Source organism: Flavobacterium sp. FlaQc-28, assembly GCF_044007415.1.
Classification (GTDB): Bacteria; Bacteroidota; Bacteroidia; order Flavobacteriales; family Flavobacteriaceae; genus Flavobacterium.
In genome coordinates this window covers 36,895-55,259 of record NZ_JBIPCM010000011.1, presented here as the reverse complement: position 1 = coordinate 55,259, position 18,365 = coordinate 36,895, and the positions used below count along the sequence as shown (strand labels likewise).

The following is an 18,365-nucleotide window of genomic DNA, read 5'->3' as shown; positions in this document are numbered from 1 at the left end:
AATTTTACAATGATATATTTTTTTATTATAGCGGTCTTATTTTTCTTTATCTATTTATATGATATTGGAATTTTCGGGATCGGTAAAATATATGCAATCACTTTTATCCTTATGCTGCTTGTTTTGACTGCAGGCCTAAGTTATCGAGTGGGTATTGATGCAATGAGATATTCTGAAGATTTTGTTTATGAGCCAAATTTATTTGAATTATCAACGTTTGATTTTGCAGAATCTAAATCTGATCCCTTATGGATCTTTTTTTCTTCAATATTTAGAACAATGAGCGATAATTTTATGTATCTGCATTTAGTTCATGCGATTATTATTAACTCCTGCATATTCTATTTCATATATAAATATTCGACAAAACCGTTTACATGTATAACTATTTATTTTTTATCGTTTTATCTTTTTTTTAATTTTGAAACTCTTAGAGAATCTTTAGCTGTAGCAGTTTTTTTGTTTTCATATAAAAGCTTAAGAGATAAAAAATGGTTGAAATACTATACGATCTCCATTATTGTGTTTTTTATTCATTCTTCGGCATCTTTTGTGTTTTTTATCCCTTTATTGATAAGAATTATGCAGATAAAAAACTGGATCCCAATTGTATTAATTGGGGGCGGGATTTTTATTCTGGGAAGAAATATAAATGAAATTGTTCTCAACGTGCTACCTATGTTATCGTTAAATGAAAGAATGTTATACAAACTAGGAGTTTATTTTGGGAGAGATGAAATAGGTGTTTCGGTGGTGGTTTTATTAAAAAATGTAGTATTGCCAATTACTGTTCTTGCATTTGACAAATTTATTTTAAAAAGTAAATCTGAATTTACTCCTGTAACTAAACTCTTTTTGTTATTAGGAGTAGTAAGCATGGTAATTCCAGTAGTTGATAGGCTTTTGAACTATTTAATTGTTTTTTATATTGTTCATCTTACGAATTCTATTTTTAAAATTGCTGATCTATTTGAACTTAGAGTTGTTAAGATGAATGTTTTGCTGATGCTTATATTTTATTTTACATTTGGACCTATCGCATGGCTGTTTACAATTGATGATAGAATTTCAGAATATAATTATAACAGATATTTTCCGTATAGTTTTTACCCATTAAATGATGAATACGAAACAAGAGAAATGTTCTATAAAAATGGAAGCTAACAATATAGTTTACATTAATTTGCTAAGTTCAAAATGATTGAAATGAAAAAAAGTGCATTTATTATATCAAAGCCTTTTCAATACATAAATGCTTCAAATATTGAAGATTTACAGACGAAAGATTGTTTTATTATAGATAATTTTTATGATGCTGAAAAATTCACTAACCTTGTAAGAGAATATTCTGATAATTGGAATGATGTACAGATTTATAAGGATAATTACAAAGCTTTAGACTATATTATTAAAAACAAGAATACATATTCTAAAGTTTATATTGATTCTGATTTTGGAGTCATATTGTCTTTTTATCTTAATAGATTAAAAGCAATTGATGTCTATACTTATGAGGAAGGATATGCTTCATATAATTTTATTAGAAATAAAAACTCAATAAAAGACAGAATTAAATGGTTGGTTTCAGATATTTTAGGTTTGAAAAATTGGGTTGGAGGACACTCTAAAACTAAAGGGATGTATTTGTATCAACCAGAAATGTTTCTAAAAAAAATAGGGACTCAAAAAGGAAAAGAAATTAAAAGCTTTAGTAAACCAATATCAGATCATATGTTTTCCTTAAAAGAAATCGCAATATTGTTTGATAAAATTGATTTTACTGTTTTTAAGGATAAAAAAGTTTTATTATATATGACGAATTATCATATAAACATAAATGTTAATGCAGAATTGGAATCAAACTATAAAGATTGTATAAAAGTTTTGAAACCGCATCCTCAAATGGGAATTGACAAAGATTTTTTTGAATTATTTGATTATGTAGTCGAGAATTATCTTCCGGCAGAAATTCTTATCCAGAGACTATTAACATATTGTAATGATTTAACAATATTGCACGAAGGATCTTTTGCTTTAGAATATTTCAAAGAGGATAAAAAAATGAAAGCTATCTTGCTCTCAAAGTAAAAACAGTAAAAGTATATAAAGCTTAAATAATAAACATGCCTAAACTTTTACAAATAAGTATTGAAGTCAATAGTGGTTCTGTTGGAAAAATTGCAGAGCAAATTGGAGAAACAGTCATAGAAAAAGGCTGGTCCAGCTATATCACATATGCAAGAAATAATAATCCAAGTAAATCTGAATTAATAAAAATTGGAAATAAATTCGATTTGTATGAACACGGATTGGAAACGAGAATTTTTGATAATCACTGTTTTAGTTCTAAATCTGCAACTAGAGATTTAGTAAATACAATTGAGAAAATAAATCCAGATATTATTCATTTACATCATTTACATGGTTATTTTATTAATATCGAAATATTATTTAATTATCTAAAAGAGAAAAGTACTCCAGTAGTTTGGACTTTTCATGATTGCTGGTCTTTTACAGGACATTGTGCGTATTTCGATTTTGTTGGCTGTGAGAAATGGAAAACAGAATGTCATCATTGTGAACAAAAAAAGGAATATCCTAAAAGTTTAGTTTTTGATCGCTCAAGAAAAAATTATAGAGATAAAAAAAGAATATTTAATTCGTTGAATGATTTAACGATAGTTCCTGTTTCATATTGGCTGGCAGAAAAAGTTAAGGACTCATTTCTTATGGATCATTCTTGTCAAGTTATTCAAAATGGTATAGACTTGAATACCTTTTATATTAAAAACTCAAGAGATGCTGTAAATAACCTTTATCCTATCAAGGATAAATTTGTCATTCTTGGAGTAGCAAGCACATGGGAAAAAAGAAAAGGATTAGATGAATTCGTTAAACTGTCTGAGTTAATTAATAATAACCTTTACACAATTGTTTTAGTTGGTCTTTCGAGTATTCAAATCAGCAAATTACCAAAAACTATTATCGGGATTGAAAGAACTGAAAATGCAGGACAGCTTGCAGACTTATATTCTGCCGCTGATGTTTTTGTTAATCCTACTTTTGAAGATACATATCCTACAACAAATTTAGAGTCTATGGCATGCGGCACACCAGTTATTACCTATAAAACAGGTGGCAGTGTAGAGTCTGTAAATGAGGGCACAGGTATTGTTATTGATAAAGGAGATGTTAATGGATTAGTGAAAGCTATAGAAAAAATAAAAAGTAATGGGAAAGATTTTTATGAAAATAAATGTAGAGAACATTCAATTAAAAACTTTGACAAAAAAATAAAGTTTATGGATTACTACAAACTTTATGAAGAAATATTAAAAAAATAGTTAGAATGAAAAACAATAGAGCCTACCAAATTTGTACAAAGACTATTATGGATACATCAGATCCTAACATCATTTTTGATGAAAATGGAATATCGGACTATTATCATAATTTTCAAAATATTATCCTTCCTAACTGGCATACAGATGAAAAAGGATATGCTGAATTGATGCAAGTTGCAGAGAAAATAAAGAAAGAAGGAAAAGGAAAAGATTTTGATTGCATTATTGGATTGAGCGGAGGCTTAGATAGTTCTTATGTTGCCTATGTAGCAAAAGAGATTATGGGCTTGCGACCTCTGTTGTTTCATGTTGATGCAGGCTGGAATACTGATAAAGCAGTTGGTAACATTGAAAAATTATGTAATGGTCTTGGTCTAGATTTATATACAGATGTTATTAACTGGGAAGAAATGAAAGATCTTCAGGTTGCGTTTCTTAAATCACAAATTGCAGATCAGGATTTACCTCAGGATTATGCCTTTTTTTCCGGATTATATAAATTCGCAAAAAAAAATAAAATAAAATATGTTTTGACAGGCGGAAATTTTTCTACAGAATGTTGTAGAGAGCCAGAAGAATGGGGCGGGTTTCCAGGAATTGATACGATGCTGGTAAAAGATATACATTCTAAGTTTGGTAAACGCACTCTTAAGACTTTTCCACTGGTAGATATCTTAAGCTATAAACTTTATTACAGATATATATTGAGAATGAAAGTTTTTAAACCGTTAAATCTTGTTCCTTATATTAAAGCCGATGCAGAAAAATTATTGATGGAGAAATATGGTTGGGAACCTTTTCAACATAAACATCATGAATCGAGATTTACTCGTTTTTATGAAGATTATTGGTTGCCACGTAAATTTGGTTTTCAAAAAAGACGAGCTCATTTTTCAAGTTTAATTCTTACTGGGCAAATGGCAAGAGAAGAAGCTTTAGATAGAGTTTCTAGACCAGAGTTGAGTGAAGAGTTTTTACAAAAAGAATTTGAATATGTTGCAGATAAATTAGATTTGACTGTTCAGGAGTTAAAAGAAATTTTTGAAGGAGAAAATAAAACTTTTCATGATTATAAAAATAAAATAAAAATAATAGGTTTTGGTGCAAAGATGATGCAAAAATTAGGACTTGAAAAACGATTATTTAGATGATAACAATTATTGATTATGGAGTAGGAAATATTAATGCTTTTGTAAACGTTTATAAAAGAGTCAATATTTCGACTAAAATTGCTAGAACTGCAGCCGATTTAGATGGTGCAAAAAAAATAATTTTGCCAGGAGTAGGTCATTTTGATCATGCTATGTCAGAACTAATAAAATCTGGGATGCGCGAAAAATTAGATGAATTAGTAATGGTGAAAAAAATACCAGTCATAGGTATTTGTGTAGGGATGCAAATGATGGCACATTCAAGTGATGAAGGCATATTAGGTGGCTTAGGATGGATTGATGCATCTGTAAAGAAATTTGATGAAACTAAAATAAAACAAGTTACCAGATTACCACATATGGGCTGGAATGATGTATATCCAGTAATTTCAAATCCTTTGTTTGAGGGGTTAGAAAAAGATGCTCTGTTTTATTTTTTACATTCTTATTATTTTGAATGTAATAACTCTGGTGATGTCTTGGCAATCTCAGAATATGGTGGAGAATTTGCTTGTGCGGCCCATCATGAAAATGTCTATGGAATTCAATTTCACCCAGAAAAAAGCCATCACTATGGTGAAACATTACTACATAATTTTGCAAAACTCTAAACATGCTGAGACCTAGAATAATTCCAAGCCTTTTGGTTCATGAGAACGGATTAGTGAAAACTGTAAATTTTAAGAATCCTAAATATGTTGGAGATCCTATTAATGCAGTGAAAATTTTTAATGAAAAAGCTGTTGATGAGTTAGCTGTTTTTGATATTGATGCAACAGTATTAGGTAAAGAGCCTAATTATAGTCTTATAGAGAGATTAGCTAGTCAATCTATGATGCCTTTGTGTTATGGAGGTGGTGTAAAAACAGTAGAGCAGGCTCAACGTATATTTAGTCTTGGTATCGAAAAAATAGCGTTAAGTTCAGCAGTCTTGCAAAATCCGAATTTAATTAAAGAGATATCTGATCGTGTAGGAGCACAAAGCGTCATTGTTGTGTTAGATGTTAAAAAGAAGTTATTAGGAGGTTATGAGGTCTATACTCATAATGGAAAAAAAAGTACAGGAATCAATCCTTTTAAATTTGCAGAAGAAGCGCAGAAATTGGGTGCAGGTGAAATCGTAATCAATTCTATTGATAAAGACGGACAAATGAAAGGATATGACTTAGATTTAATAGATAAGGTAAGAGAAAAAATAACCCTGCCTATGACTGTTTTAGGTGGAGCTGGGTCTTTAAATGATATTGAAAAAATTATTGATAGACATGGTGTTATTGGAGTCGCTGCTGGAAGTTTATTTGTCTTTAAAGGACCATATAAAGCGGTTTTGATTAATTATCCAACTCAATTAGAAAAAAATAAGATTTTCAAAATAAACCAATAATGAAAATACAAAATAAAATTCTTCTTATAACAGGAGGAACGGGCTCTTTTGGGCATGCAGTATTAAATCGTTTTTTACATACTGATCATTTTAAAGAAATCAGAATTTTTTCTCGTGACGAGAAGAAACAGGATGATATGCGAAATCAATTAAAAAATGACAAGCTAAAGTTTTATATTGGTGATGTTCGTGATTATAGTAGTGTTGAACGTGCTATGAGAGGCGTAGATTATGTATTTCACGCTGCGGCTTTAAAGCAGGTTCCATCTTGTGAGTTCTTTCCACTAGAAGCAACAAAAACAAATGTTTTTGGAACGCAAAATGTTATTGATGCGGCAGGAGTCAATAAAGTAAAAAAAGTAATTTGTTTAAGTACTGATAAAGCGGCATATCCAATTAATGCAATGGGAATTTCAAAAGCATTAATGGAAAAAGTTGCAGTTGCCGCTTCTAGAAATTTAACAGACACAACAGTTTGTTTAACAAGATATGGAAATGTAATGGCTTCAAGAGGGTCAGTGATTCCTTTATTTTTAAAACAAATAAAAGAGAATAATCCAATAACTATTACAGACCCTAATATGACACGTTTTTTAATGTCATTAGATGAAGCTGTAGAATTAGTTTTGTTTGCTTTTGAAAATGGTAATCCCGGTGATTTATTTGTAAACAAAGCACCAGCAGGAACAATTGGAGACCTAGCTCAAGCACTAAAAGAGCTGTGTAATACCAATAATGAAGTAAAAATTATTGGAACTCGACATGGCGAAAAATTGTATGAAACTTTATGTACACGCGAAGAGATGGTAAAAGCCGAGGATATGGGAGATTTTTATCGTATTCCTGCTGATAATCGCGATTTGAATTATGCGCAATATTTTTCTGAAGGAGAGGAAGATGTTTCTCTAATTGAAGATTATCATTCGCACAATACAGAACAGCAAGGAGTTGAAGGAATGAAAAAGCTTTTGTCAACACTACCACTTATCAGAAAAGAAGTTTTTGGTGAAGATGTTACTCAAATGCCTGGCTAGACAATGGAAGCAAAATTAATTAATGGAAATTGTCATTCTGATCAACGAGGGACTTTATTGTATAATAATGATTTTGATGCGTCGTTAATCAAAAGGATTTATATTATAGAAAATGAGAGTCCAGAATTTATTAGAGGTTGGCAAGGACATCAAATAGAACAAAGATGGTTTTCTGTTGTCAGTGGAAAATTTAAAATCCAACTAATTAAAATTGACAACTGGAAAAAGCCATCTCTAAATTTAGAGGTTTTTACATATTTAATTGATTCTGAAAAATTAAATGTACTTCATATTCCGCAAGGATATGTAAGCAGTATTCAATCTTTAGAATTAAATTCTAAATTACTCGTCATGGCAGATTATTTACTCGGAGAAATTAAAGATGAATATCGATATGATATTGATTATTTTAAAATTTAAAATCAAATAATGTTAAAAGTTGGTATTACTGGGCAGGCAGGATTTGTTGGAACACATTTATATAATACGATTGGTCTTTTCCCAGAAGAGTTTACACGAATTGAGTTTCAAAAGGAATATTTTGATGATAACAATAAATTGAACGCATTTGTTGCAGAATGTGATGTTATAATACATTTGGCAGCGATGAATCGTCATAGTGATCCTCAAGTGATTTATGACACTAATCTAGGATTAGTTCAAAAATTAGTTCAATCGCTTAAAACAACAAATAGTAAATCTCATGTACTTTTTTCTTCATCAACACAAGAGGAAAGGGATAATCTTTACGGTAAATCTAAAAAAGAAGGCAGAGAATTAATGATCGATTGGTCAAATAACTCAGAAGGACAATTTACAGGAATGATTATTCCAAATGTTTTTGGACCTTTTGGTCAGCCAAATTACAACTCTGTGGTTGCTACTTTTTGCCATAAACTTTCGCACAATGATAAACCAGTTATTGATATCGATGGCGATCTAAAATTGATCTATGTTGGAGAATTAGTAAATGCAATTATTTCAGAAATCCGAAGCAAGAAAGGGAAGGCGGAAATTTTAGTACAGCATACCTCAGAATGTAAGGTATCACAAATTTTAGCTCTGTTAGAAAAATACAAAGCAGAATATCAAGATAAAGGGATTATTCCAGATATAGAGACTTTGTTTGAGTTGAATCTATTCAACACATTTCGTTGCTACATGGATATTAAAAACCATTTCCCTGTGAAATTTGTTGAGCATACAGATCCTAGAGGGTCGTTCGTAGAAATTATTCGATTAGGAGTTGGCGGACAAGTTTCATTTTCAACTACAGTGCCTGGTATTACTCGAGGGAATCATTATCATACCAGAAAAATTGAAAGGTTCGCTGTTATTAAAGGAAAAGCACTAATTCAATTACGTAGAATTGGTACAGATGAAGTTTTAGATTTTTATCTTGACGGAAATGAACCATCATACGTAGATATACCAATTTGGTATACTCATAATATTAAAAATATTGGAGAAGAAGTATTATATACCAATTTTTGGATAAATGAATTTTATGATCCAAATGATCCTGATACTTATTTTGAAAACGTATAATTAAAAAATAATAATATCCTAGATAAAGATATAATGAAATCAAGATTAAAAGTGATGACTGTGGTCGGTACGAGACCAGAAATTATAAGGCTTTCAAGAGTTATGGCAGCTTTAGATAATTCAGAGGCAATTGAACATATAATTGTTCACACAGGTCAAAATTATGATTATGAACTAAATCAAATATTTTTTGATGATTTAGGAATACGTAAACCTGATTTTTTTCTTAATGCTGCAGGAGCAACAGCAACAGAGACTGTAGGCCAGATACTTATAAAAATTGATCCTTTATTAGAAACAGAAAACCCTGATGCTTTTTTAGTTTTAGGAGATACAAATAGCTGTCTTTGTGCAATTCCAGCAAAAAAAAGACATATTCCGATTTTTCACATGGAAGCTGGAAATCGTTGTTTTGATCAGCGAGTTCCCGAAGAAACGAATAGAAAAATTGTTGACCATATTTCAGATATGAATTTGACTTATAGTGATATCGCTAGAGAATATTTGTTGAGAGAAGGTTTGCCTGCAGATAGAATTGTTAAAACAGGTTCGCCTATGTTTGAAGTTCTAAATCATTATTTGCCATCTATTCAATCTTCAGATGTTTTACAGAGATTAGGACTAGAGGAAGGCAAGTTTTTTGTAGTTTCCTCTCATAGAGAAGAAAATATAAATAGTGAGAAAAATTTTCGGGGTTTAATGGATAGCTTGAATTTTATCGCTGAAAAATACGATTTTCCAATCATTGTAAGTACGCATCCAAGGACTAGAAATATGATTGAGAAAAAGAATGTTCAAATGCATAAAAACGTTCAGTTTTTAAAACCGCTTGGTTTTAATGACTATAATGCTTTACAAATGAAATCTTTTGCAGTTCTTTCAGATTCAGGAACAATATCAGAAGAGTCATCAGTATTGAATTTTAGAGCCCTTAATATTAGAGATGCCCATGAAAGACCAGAAGCAATGGAAGAAACTTCTGTAATGATGGTTGGTTTAAGTCCAGAAAGAATTATGCAAGGATTAGTACAGCTTCAATATCAAAAAATAGGAAAAGAAAGAAATTTTAGATTTGTAGCTGATTATTCAATGCCAAATGTTTCCGAAAAAATGGTTCGGATTATTTTGAGTTATACGGATTATATAAAACGTGTAGTTTGGAGAGAATTATAAAATGAAGATACTTTTAGTTACTCAATATTTTTTTCCTGAAAATTTTAAAAGTAATGATATTGCCTTTGAATTAGTTAAAAGAGGTCATGAGGTTACTGTTTTAACAGGACTTCCAAATTATCCCGAAGGGAAATTTTTTAACGGTTATGGTTTTTTTAAGAAGCGACGCGAGACCATTAATGGTGTAAAAGTCATCAGAGCTTTATTGATTCCAAGAGGAAAAGGTGGAGGGATAAGACTTTTGTTAAATTATTTCAGTTGGGCATTCTTTGCTTCAATTAGAGCTTTATTTCTTGCCTTTCAAGATAAATTTGATGCAGTTCTAGTACATGAACCATCTCCAATAACTCAAGGTTTTCCAGCTATTGTTATAAAGAAAATTCAAAAAAATCCAATATATTTCTGGGTTTTAGATTTGTGGCCAGAAAGCCTTACATCAGCGGGAGGGGTCAAAAATAAAACTGTGCTATCTTTTTTTACAGGAATGGTAAAGTACATTTATAATAATTCAGATAAAATTTTAATTAGTTCGAAAGGATTTAGGGAATCGATCATTACAAAAGGAAATTATGAAAACAAGTTAGTTTATTTTCCTAATTGGGCTGAAGATTCTATCTTGAAGGGGGATCTTAACTATCCGATTCCTAAGTTGCCTCAAGGCTTTAAAATTCTTTTTGCCGGAAATATAGGAGTAGCACAAGATGTTTATTCTATAGTAAAGGCAGCCTTGATTCTTAAAGAAAAATTAGATATTCATTTTGTCTTTGTTGGTGATGGAAGAAGTAAACAGGAACTAGAAGATTTTGTAATTACAAATAATTTAAGTCAAACAGTCCATTTTTTGGGAAGATTTCCAATAGAAGCAATGAAAACTTTTTTTACCAAATCTGACGTATTATTAGTTTCTCTTAAAGATGAATTAATATTTAATTTAACAGTGCCTGCAAAATTACAGGCATATTTATGTACCCAAAAACCAATTTTAGGTATTCTAAATGGTGAAGGTGCTGAATTAATCGCTGAAGCTAATTGCGGATTTTCTACAAACGCTGGAAATTCCGAAGGATTGGCAAAAGAAATTGTCAAATTGTATGAGTTAAGTGAAGAACAACGCAGTATTCTTGGACAAAATGGATTTAAGTATTTTGAAGAGAATTTTACAATGACAAAATGTATAGATAATTTAGAACTTATATTAAAAAACTAATGCCAAAAATTGCAATAACGGGATTAACGGGTTTCGTTGGTACGAATCTAAAAAAATATTTAAGTTCATATGAAATTGAGCAATTAAGTGTTCGTTATGTGCATAATCAAAAAATTGAATTCAATGCAGATGCTATTATTCATCTTGCAGGGAAAGCCCATGATTTGAAAAAAGTTTCGAAACCAAGTGACTATTATGAGGCAAATTATGAATTGACAAAACAATTGTTTGATGCTTTTCTACAGTCGAATGCAACCGTATTTATTTTTATGAGTACTGTAAAAGCGGTTGCTGATAAAGTTGATGGAATCCTAACAGAAGATGTAATTTCAAGTCCTAAGACACACTATGGCATAGCTAAGCGACAAGCAGAAGAATATATATTAGAAAAAGAATTGCCTGAAGGAAAACGAGTTTATATACTAAGACCCTGTATGATTCATGGCCCTGAGAATAAAGGTAATTTAAACTTGTTATATCAATTAGTTGCAAAAGGATTGCCTTGGCCATTGGCCGCCTTCCAAAATCAACGTTCATTTTTAAGTATTGAGAATCTTTGCTTCTTGATCAAGAATTTGATTGAAAATAAAATGATTCCTTCGGGAGTATATAATTGTGCCGATGATGAGGTTTTGTCTACAAACGAAGTAGTACAAATTATATCAACAGTTTTGACTAGGAAAAATCGTTTGATTGCAGTTCCTAAGTCAATCATTATTGGTATCGCTAAAATGGGAGATATTACGAGATTTCCTTTGAATTCAGAAACAATCCAAAAATTGACAGAAAATTATGAAGTCTCAAATAAAAAAATAAAAACAGCTTTAGGAATTGAAAAGTTGCCACACACTGCACAATATGGATTGGAGCGAACAATAAAAAGTTTTATAATTAAATGATGGAATATACAATTTTAGGAGTTGTTTTAATGATTATAATGTTGCTTTATTTTAAAGTAGCAGATCGGTTTAATATTATTGATAAACCTAATTTAAGAAGCTCACATACAGAAATAACCTTAAGGGGTGGCGGAATCATTTTTTGGTTTTCAGCTTTACTTTATTTCGTTCAGCATGTTCAAAATAATTATTTTTTCTTTATAGGAATTACTTTAGTTAGCTTGGTGAGTTTTTGGGATGATATTCAGAGTTTGTCAAATAAAATCCGAATTTCAATTCATTTTCTTTCAATTGCTTTGATTTTTTATGACATGAATTTATTCAATACAATGCCGATTTGGGGTATTATAATTGTTTATATTATTGCCATTGGATTGATAAATGCATATAATTTTATGGATGGTATTAATGGAATTACTGGACTTTATACTTTGTCAGTCATGTTGTCATTGTTATATGTAAATACAAAAATCCAACTTTTTACTGATGGAACTTTTATAAAATATGCAATGGTGGCAAGTTTAATTTTTTTGTTTTTTAATTATAGAAAAAAAGCAAAATGTTTTGCTGGTGATGTTGGAAGTATTGCCATAGCATTTTGGATAATCTATTTAGTTTTAAAGTTAATTCTTGTAACAGAATCTTTAATATGGTTGTTGTTTTTGGCCGTATATGGCGTTGATGCGGTTTGTACAATCTTGCACAGGCTTTATTTGAAACAGAATATCTTTGAAGCGCATAGATTACATTTATATCAAGTATTAAGTAATGAATTTAAAATACAACATAGATTAGTAGCTCTTTTTTATGCATTAACGCAGTTAGGTATTTCTTGTTTAGTTATTATTCTTTATCAAAAAGTTCAAGATACGGTAATATTCTTAATTGTAATTCTGCCTTTGATTTGTATTTATTCTTCAAAATTTTATTTGATAAACAAAAAAGGATTAAGTGTAAATGCATGATGGTGTTTGCTATTCTTCAAATTCTTAGTTTTTAAATGAATAACTCTAGAATTTATTTATCTTTGGGAGTACAAAGCGGTTTTGAACAACAATATATCAAAAATGCTTTCGAATCAAATTGGATCACTTCAGGTGGCCCCAATGTCGATGAGTTTGAGGACGAACTTCAAGATTATTTTAAAAACAAAAATTTTGTTACAGCATCAAATTCAGGAACGTCTGCCATACATCTAGCATTAATTTTATTAGGCGTTAAAACTGGAGATGAGGTAATTTGTCAAAGTATGACTTTTGTAGCTTCGGCAAATCCAGTTTTATATCAAAATGCTTATCCGATATTTGTAGATAGTGAAATAGATACTTGGAATATCTGTCCAGAAAATCTTGAAATGGCTATAAAAGATCGAATTAAAAAAGGAAAAAAGCCAAAAGCAATAATAGCAGTACATTTATATGGAATGCCTTATAAAATAGATGAGGTTCATTCAGTTGCTGATAAATACGGAATACCAATTATAGAAGATAGCGCTGAAGCTCTTGGGAGCAGTTATAAGGGAAAAAAATGCGGTAGTTTTGGAACTTTTGGTATTTTATCTTTCAGCGGAAATAAAATTATTACTACATCAAGTGGAGGAGCATTAATCTCGAGTTCAAAAAACATAAAAGAAAAAGCTATTTTTTATGCAACTCAATCAAAAGATTCAGCTGCACACTATCAGCACAGTGAAATAGGCTATAATTATAGAATGAGTAATATTTGTGCAGGAATTGGCCTTGGGCAAATTAAAATCTTAGAAAAGAATATTCATCTTAGACGGGATAATCATTTATTCTATAAAGAAATTTTTAAAGACATTAAAAATGCTCGACTCTTTAATAATCCAAATGACAACTTTTTTTCTAATTATTGGCTTAATACAATATTGTTAAAGACAAAAGAAAAAAGAGAAAGTTTAATGCTTGCTTTTGATGAGGCTAACATAGAAAGTCGGCCATTATGGAAACCGATGCACCTACAGCCATTTTTTGAAAATTATCCATATTATGGTGGTAAAATTTCAGAAGAATTGTTCGAAAAAGGACTATGCCTACCATCAGGATCGAATTTAACTGAAAAACATAAAAGCAGAATAAAAGAAGTTATCATTAATTTCTTTAAATGAGTATAAAATAAAAAATGAAAATCGAAGAAACATTTATAAAAGACTTGGTAGTTGTAGAACCAACAGTATTTGGAGACGAAAGAGGATACTTTTTTGAATCGTATAGCCAAACTAAATTTAAAGAATTAGGAATTAACATTGAGTTTGTTCAGGACAATCAATCCTTTTCAAAAAAAGGAACTTTACGTGGGTTACATTATCAAAATCCTCCTTATGCTCAAACAAAATTAGTTCGTGTTTTGGAAGGAGAAATTATCGACGTAGCAGTAGATTTGAGAAAAGATTCACCTACTTATGGAAAGGCATTTAGTATTTTATTGTCATCTGAAAACAAAAAACAGTTATTAGTTCCACAAGGATTTGCACACGGTTTTTCAGTTATTAGTGAAACGGCTTCAGTTATGTACAAGTGCGATCAGTTTTATAACAAGGCTTCTGAGGGTGGAATTAAATTTGATGATACATCTTTAAATATTGATTGGGGAATGGACTTAAAAAATGCAATTGTTTCTGAAAAAGATCAAGTACTTCCTTTTATTGAAAATTGTAATAGCTTATTTTAATGAAAAAAATTCTAGTAACAGGTGCAACAGGACAATTAGGATCTGAACTCTCGGTCTTATCTTCTTCTTATCCTCAGTATGACTGGATATTTGCAGATAGAACGCAAGTAACATTAGATAATTTAGAATTGCTTGAATTTCAAATAAAAGAAATCAAGCCTAATATTATATTTAATTGCGGTGCTTATACAGCAGTTGATAAAGCTGAATCGGAGAAAGATTTAGCTTTTACCGTAAATCATTTAGCAGTAGGGTTAATTGCAAAATATGCAAAAGAAAATGATGCCAAATTAATTCATGTTTCAACAGATTATGTATTTGATGGAACTTCTTCAATTGCTTTAGATGAAGAGGTAAAAACAAACCCGATAAATGTTTATGGAGAAAGTAAGTTAGAAGGAGAAATTGCATGTTTGAAGGAAAACCCAGATTCAATTATTATCAGAACCTCTTGGGTTTACAGCAAGTTTGGCAGTAACTTTGTAAAAACGATGCAACGATTAATGCAGGAAAGAGATGAGATCAATGTTGTAAATGACCAAATTGGTTCACCAACTTACGCTGCAGATTTAGCACAGACGATGATTGATATAATAGAAGCCTCTAAATGGATTCCTGGAATTTACAATTATTCGAATGAAGGTGAGATTAGCTGGTATGAATTTGCAGTAAGTATTAAAGAACTTGGCAGTTATAACTGTAAAGTAGGAGGAATTCCATCGTCATCTTATCCAACTCCAGCAAAACGACCAAGTTTTTCATTGTTGAATAAAGAAAAAATAAAAACTCTTTATAATTTAGACATTCCAAATTACAAAGAGAGTCTAAAAAAAATGTTTGTATAAATAAAGAATATGATGTGTAGTTTTAGATTCTAGAATTCCTGTTTAGGGATTTAAAATCTAAAATCTAAAATCTAAAATCGCAAAAGATGAAAGGAATTATATTAGCTGGAGGTTCTGGTACAAGATTGCACCCATTAACATTAGCTGTAAGCAAACAATTAATGCCTGTTTACGATAAACCTATGATTTATTATCCATTGTCAACTCTGATGATGGCAGGAATAAATGAGATTTTGATTATATCTACGCCTCATGACTTGCCACATTTTAAAAAGCTTTTAGGAGATGGTAGTTCAATTGGTTGTAAGTTTAGTTATGCAGAACAACCAGACCCAAATGGGTTAGCACAAGCTTTTGTCATTGGTGAGGAATTTATTGGTAAAGATAAGGTGGCTTTAGTACTTGGAGATAATATTTTCTTTGGAACAAATATGCAGCAATTGCTTAAAGATAACGCTGATCCAGATGGAGGTGTTGTTTTTGCTTATCATGTTGCAGATCCAGAAAGATATGGTGTTGTTGAATTTGACGAAAATAAAAAGGCCATTTCAATTGAAGAAAAACCTTTAGAACCAAAATCCAATTATGCAGTTCCAGGGTTATACTTTTATGACAATTCAGTTGTAGAAATAGCTAAAAATATTAAACCTAGCGCTCGTGGTGAATATGAGATCACAGATGTTAATAAAGTCTATCTTGAAAAAGGAAAGTTAAAAGTTGGAATATTAAGCAGAGGTACAGCTTGGCTAGATACTGGAACTTTTAATAGTTTAATGCAGGCAGGGCAATTTGTTCAAGTACTTGAAGAAAGACAGGGTTTAAAGGTGGGGTGTATTGAGGAAATTGCTTGGCGACAAGGATTTATTGATGATGCTCAACTTGAGGAATTAGCATTACCTTTAGTGAAATCGGGGTACGGATCCTATTTAATAGAATTTTTGAAACAAAAGAAAAAAGGAGTTAAAGTTTAATTTATTGCAGAAATAAATTTTTAAACTCTTTAATTTGTATTTTTGTAAGATATACAAAGTTTACAGAACGAAACAAGACCAAATTGGAGACAGATCAACCAACAAAAATAGCCTCTATATTGTATAATTCTTTTTCACCAAGGAATTTAAGAGCAAATATTAATAGCCTTAGTTATTTGCCTCGCTGGATTATTATTGCCATTGATATAATGGTACTAATTTTTTCTTTCACCTTTACCTATATGCTTTTTGAGGGAACGGGATTAGGGTATATTATTACATCACATCAATCATATTTTGTTGCTAGTTTACTAGTAGTAAATATATTTTTCTTTTGGTTGTTTAGGACCTACTCAGGTATTATTAGACATTCCTCTTTTATAGATGCTATAAAATTGTTGTTTTCTCAAATGTCAGTTTTAGTATTCTTTTTATTTTTCAATTTAGTTTTTGAATTGTATACCGGACATAAGGCTTTTTTGAATACTGCTCTCTTTATCAATTTGGTTTTATCATTTTGTAGTTTGTTTTTGTATCGAGTAATCGTAAAACAAACTTTTGAAATGTACTTTTCAGAAAAGACAAACTCTAAGCTTATTCGAACAGTAATTTATGGTACAGATGCAAATGCAATCTCTGTTGCCAATGCTTTGAAGTTTGAAACTCCTTCTAGATTTAAAATAGTAGGTTTCGTTGATAAAAATAATCAGAATGCATCTAAACGAATGTTAGATCTTCCGATTTTAATATTACGTAAAAAATTACCTGCTTTAATGCGTTCTGTAGCTGCTGAAGGTGTAATTATTGCAGATAAAAGTTTGTCTAAAGAAGAACAGTTAATCATTGTTGATCAATGTTTGGAGTTTAATTATAGAGTTTATACCGTTCCATTAATTTCAGATTGGGAGAATCAAAAAGAGATTTCGCAAAAAGTAAAAAATATTCAGATTGAAGATTTACTGGAACGAAAACCAATTGTTTTAGACAGTAAATCAATTTCTAAGCAATTAAAAGATAAAACGATTCTTATTACTGGAGCCGCTGGTTCAATAGGAAGTGAGATTGTGAGACAAGTTCTAGGTTTTAATCCAAAGGCTGTGATTGTTTTGGATCATGCTGAAACACCACTTCATAACTTATGCTTGGAGACATTAGCAATGAATTCTGAGACAAAAATAATTGCCGTAATTGCCGATGTAAAAAGTAAAAAAGCATTAGAAAAGGTATTTAAAAACCATAATCCACATGTTGTTTTTCATGCGGCAGCATACAAACATGTGCCGTTAATGGAAGATAATCCTTCGCAAGCTATTTTAACTAACATAAAAGGAACTAAGAATCTAGCTGATTTATCATGTAAATATCATGTCAAAAAATTTGTCATGGTTTCTACAGATAAAGCTGTCAATCCTAGTAACGTTATGGGAGCAAGTAAGCGTATTGCTGAGAAATACGTGCAGTCTTTATTCTTAAAAAATCAAAGTGAAAATATCCCAGGGGTAACAAAGTTTATTACTACCCGTTTTGGTAATGTTTTAGGTTCTAATGGATCTGTAGTACCATTGTTTACTAAACAAATTGCAGAGGGGGGGCCGGTCACAATTACACATCAAGATATTATTAGATATTTCATGACCATTCCAGAGGCTTGTCAGTTAGTATTAGAGGCTGGAGCAATGGGTAATGGTGGAGAAATTTATATTTTTGATATGGGAAAACCTGTCAAAATTATTGATTTAGCTAGAAAAATGATTAAGCTTGCAGGTTTTATCCCTGATAAAGAAATTAAAATAAAAATAGTAGGTTTAAGACCAGGCGAAAAATTATACGAAGAGTTATTGAATGATACTTCTAAAACGCTGCCAACTTATCATAATAAAATTATGATTGCTCAAGAAATACAAGATGAATACGAAAACTTACATATTGATATCGATGAGTTAATTGGAATTGCTGATTTTTATGACAATGACGATATTGTCGCAAAGATGAAAAAGATTGTTCCTGAATTTAAGAGTATGAATTCAACTTTTGAAGTTTTGGATAAATAATATGGATAAACTATAAGATGTTATCTGCAAATATAATTTGTAAGAAAAAAGGTGCTTTTTTAGCGCC

At 30.6% G+C, this 18,365-nt stretch carries 18 protein-coding genes; all 18 read left to right on the top strand.

Features of this window, described 5'->3' with window-relative positions:
- The first annotated feature begins 9 nt into the window (after positions 1-9).
- The 18 genes from ACHRVL_RS21520 (at position 10) to ACHRVL_RS21435 (ending at position 18,298) form a co-directional block, all read left to right on the top strand.
- Positions 10-1,164 carry an EpsG family protein gene (locus tag ACHRVL_RS21520; RefSeq protein WP_395415363.1) on the top strand — a complete coding sequence of 385 codons (1,155 nt, stop codon included), beginning with the start codon at positions 10-12 and terminating at the stop codon, positions 1,162-1,164.
- Positions 1,165-1,206: 42 nt separating this feature from the next.
- The gene (locus ACHRVL_RS21515) at positions 1,207-2,088 is read left to right on the top strand and encodes a hypothetical protein (RefSeq protein ID WP_395415362.1); all 882 of its coding nucleotides are present in this window, start codon (positions 1,207-1,209) and stop codon (positions 2,086-2,088) included.
- 35 nt (positions 2,089-2,123) lie between these two features.
- Positions 2,124-3,344, top strand: coding sequence for a glycosyltransferase (locus ACHRVL_RS21510; RefSeq protein WP_395415361.1), 1,221 nt, complete (start codon positions 2,124-2,126; stop codon positions 3,342-3,344).
- A gap of 5 nt (positions 3,345-3,349) precedes the next feature.
- Complete coding sequence (locus ACHRVL_RS21505) at positions 3,350-4,495, top strand: N-acetyl sugar amidotransferase (protein WP_395415360.1); 1,146 nt, start codon at positions 3,350-3,352, stop codon at positions 4,493-4,495.
- Positions 4,492-5,106 (top strand): imidazole glycerol phosphate synthase subunit HisH, encoded by a 615-nt coding sequence (hisH, locus tag ACHRVL_RS21500; RefSeq protein ID WP_395415359.1) that lies wholly within the window; start codon positions 4,492-4,494, stop codon positions 5,104-5,106. The genes ACHRVL_RS21505 and hisH overlap by 4 nt, the downstream gene beginning before the upstream one ends.
- Positions 5,107-5,108: 2 nt before the next feature.
- Positions 5,109-5,879 carry an AglZ/HisF2 family acetamidino modification protein gene (locus ACHRVL_RS21495; RefSeq protein ID WP_395415358.1) on the top strand — a complete coding sequence of 257 codons (771 nt, stop codon included), beginning with the start codon at positions 5,109-5,111 and terminating at the stop codon, positions 5,877-5,879.
- Complete coding sequence (locus ACHRVL_RS21490; RefSeq protein WP_395415357.1) at positions 5,879-6,913, top strand: polysaccharide biosynthesis protein; 1,035 nt, start codon at positions 5,879-5,881, stop codon at positions 6,911-6,913. Before ACHRVL_RS21495 ends, ACHRVL_RS21490 begins: the two co-directional genes overlap by 1 nt.
- 3 nt (positions 6,914-6,916) lie before the next feature.
- Positions 6,917-7,333 carry a WxcM-like domain-containing protein gene (locus tag ACHRVL_RS21485; protein WP_395415356.1) on the top strand — a complete coding sequence of 139 codons (417 nt, stop codon included), beginning with the start codon at positions 6,917-6,919 and terminating at the stop codon, positions 7,331-7,333.
- 9 nt (positions 7,334-7,342) lie between these two features.
- On the top strand, positions 7,343-8,461 hold the full coding sequence (locus ACHRVL_RS21480; RefSeq protein WP_395415355.1) for an NAD-dependent epimerase/dehydratase family protein: 1,119 nt from the start codon (positions 7,343-7,345) through the stop codon (positions 8,459-8,461).
- A gap of 33 nt (positions 8,462-8,494) precedes the next feature.
- Positions 8,495-9,634, top strand: a complete 1,140-nt coding sequence (gene wecB, locus ACHRVL_RS21475) for a non-hydrolyzing UDP-N-acetylglucosamine 2-epimerase (protein WP_395415354.1) — start codon at positions 8,495-8,497, stop codon at positions 9,632-9,634.
- 1 nt (position 9,635) lies between these two features.
- Positions 9,636-10,841 carry a glycosyltransferase family 4 protein gene (locus ACHRVL_RS21470; protein WP_395415353.1) on the top strand — a complete coding sequence of 402 codons (1,206 nt, stop codon included), beginning with the start codon at positions 9,636-9,638 and terminating at the stop codon, positions 10,839-10,841.
- Entirely contained in the window at positions 10,841-11,740 is a 900-nt protein-coding gene (locus tag ACHRVL_RS21465) for an NAD-dependent epimerase/dehydratase family protein (RefSeq protein ID WP_395415352.1), read from the top strand. Before ACHRVL_RS21470 ends, ACHRVL_RS21465 begins: the two co-directional genes overlap by 1 nt.
- Complete coding sequence (locus ACHRVL_RS21460; protein WP_395415351.1) at positions 11,737-12,705, top strand: glycosyltransferase family 4 protein; 969 nt, start codon at positions 11,737-11,739, stop codon at positions 12,703-12,705. Before ACHRVL_RS21465 ends, ACHRVL_RS21460 begins: the two co-directional genes overlap by 4 nt.
- Positions 12,706-12,740: 35 nt before the next feature.
- Positions 12,741-13,868, top strand: coding sequence for a DegT/DnrJ/EryC1/StrS family aminotransferase (locus tag ACHRVL_RS21455; RefSeq protein WP_395415350.1), 1,128 nt, complete (start codon positions 12,741-12,743; stop codon positions 13,866-13,868).
- Between the two features lie 14 nt (positions 13,869-13,882).
- A complete protein-coding gene (gene rfbC, locus ACHRVL_RS21450; RefSeq protein ID WP_395415349.1) occupies positions 13,883-14,431 on the top strand; it encodes a dTDP-4-dehydrorhamnose 3,5-epimerase in 549 nt (182 codons plus the stop codon).
- Positions 14,431-15,276 carry a dTDP-4-dehydrorhamnose reductase gene (gene rfbD / locus ACHRVL_RS21445; RefSeq protein ID WP_395415348.1) on the top strand — a complete coding sequence of 282 codons (846 nt, stop codon included), beginning with the start codon at positions 14,431-14,433 and terminating at the stop codon, positions 15,274-15,276. Before rfbC ends, rfbD begins: the two co-directional genes overlap by 1 nt.
- Positions 15,277-15,362: 86 nt before the next feature.
- The gene (gene rfbA / locus ACHRVL_RS21440; protein WP_395415347.1) at positions 15,363-16,247 is read left to right on the top strand and encodes a glucose-1-phosphate thymidylyltransferase RfbA; all 885 of its coding nucleotides are present in this window, start codon (positions 15,363-15,365) and stop codon (positions 16,245-16,247) included.
- 83 nt (positions 16,248-16,330) lie between these two features.
- A complete protein-coding gene (locus ACHRVL_RS21435; protein ID WP_395415346.1) occupies positions 16,331-18,298 on the top strand; it encodes a polysaccharide biosynthesis protein in 1,968 nt (655 codons plus the stop codon).
- Positions 18,299-18,365: the final 67 nt, after the last annotated feature.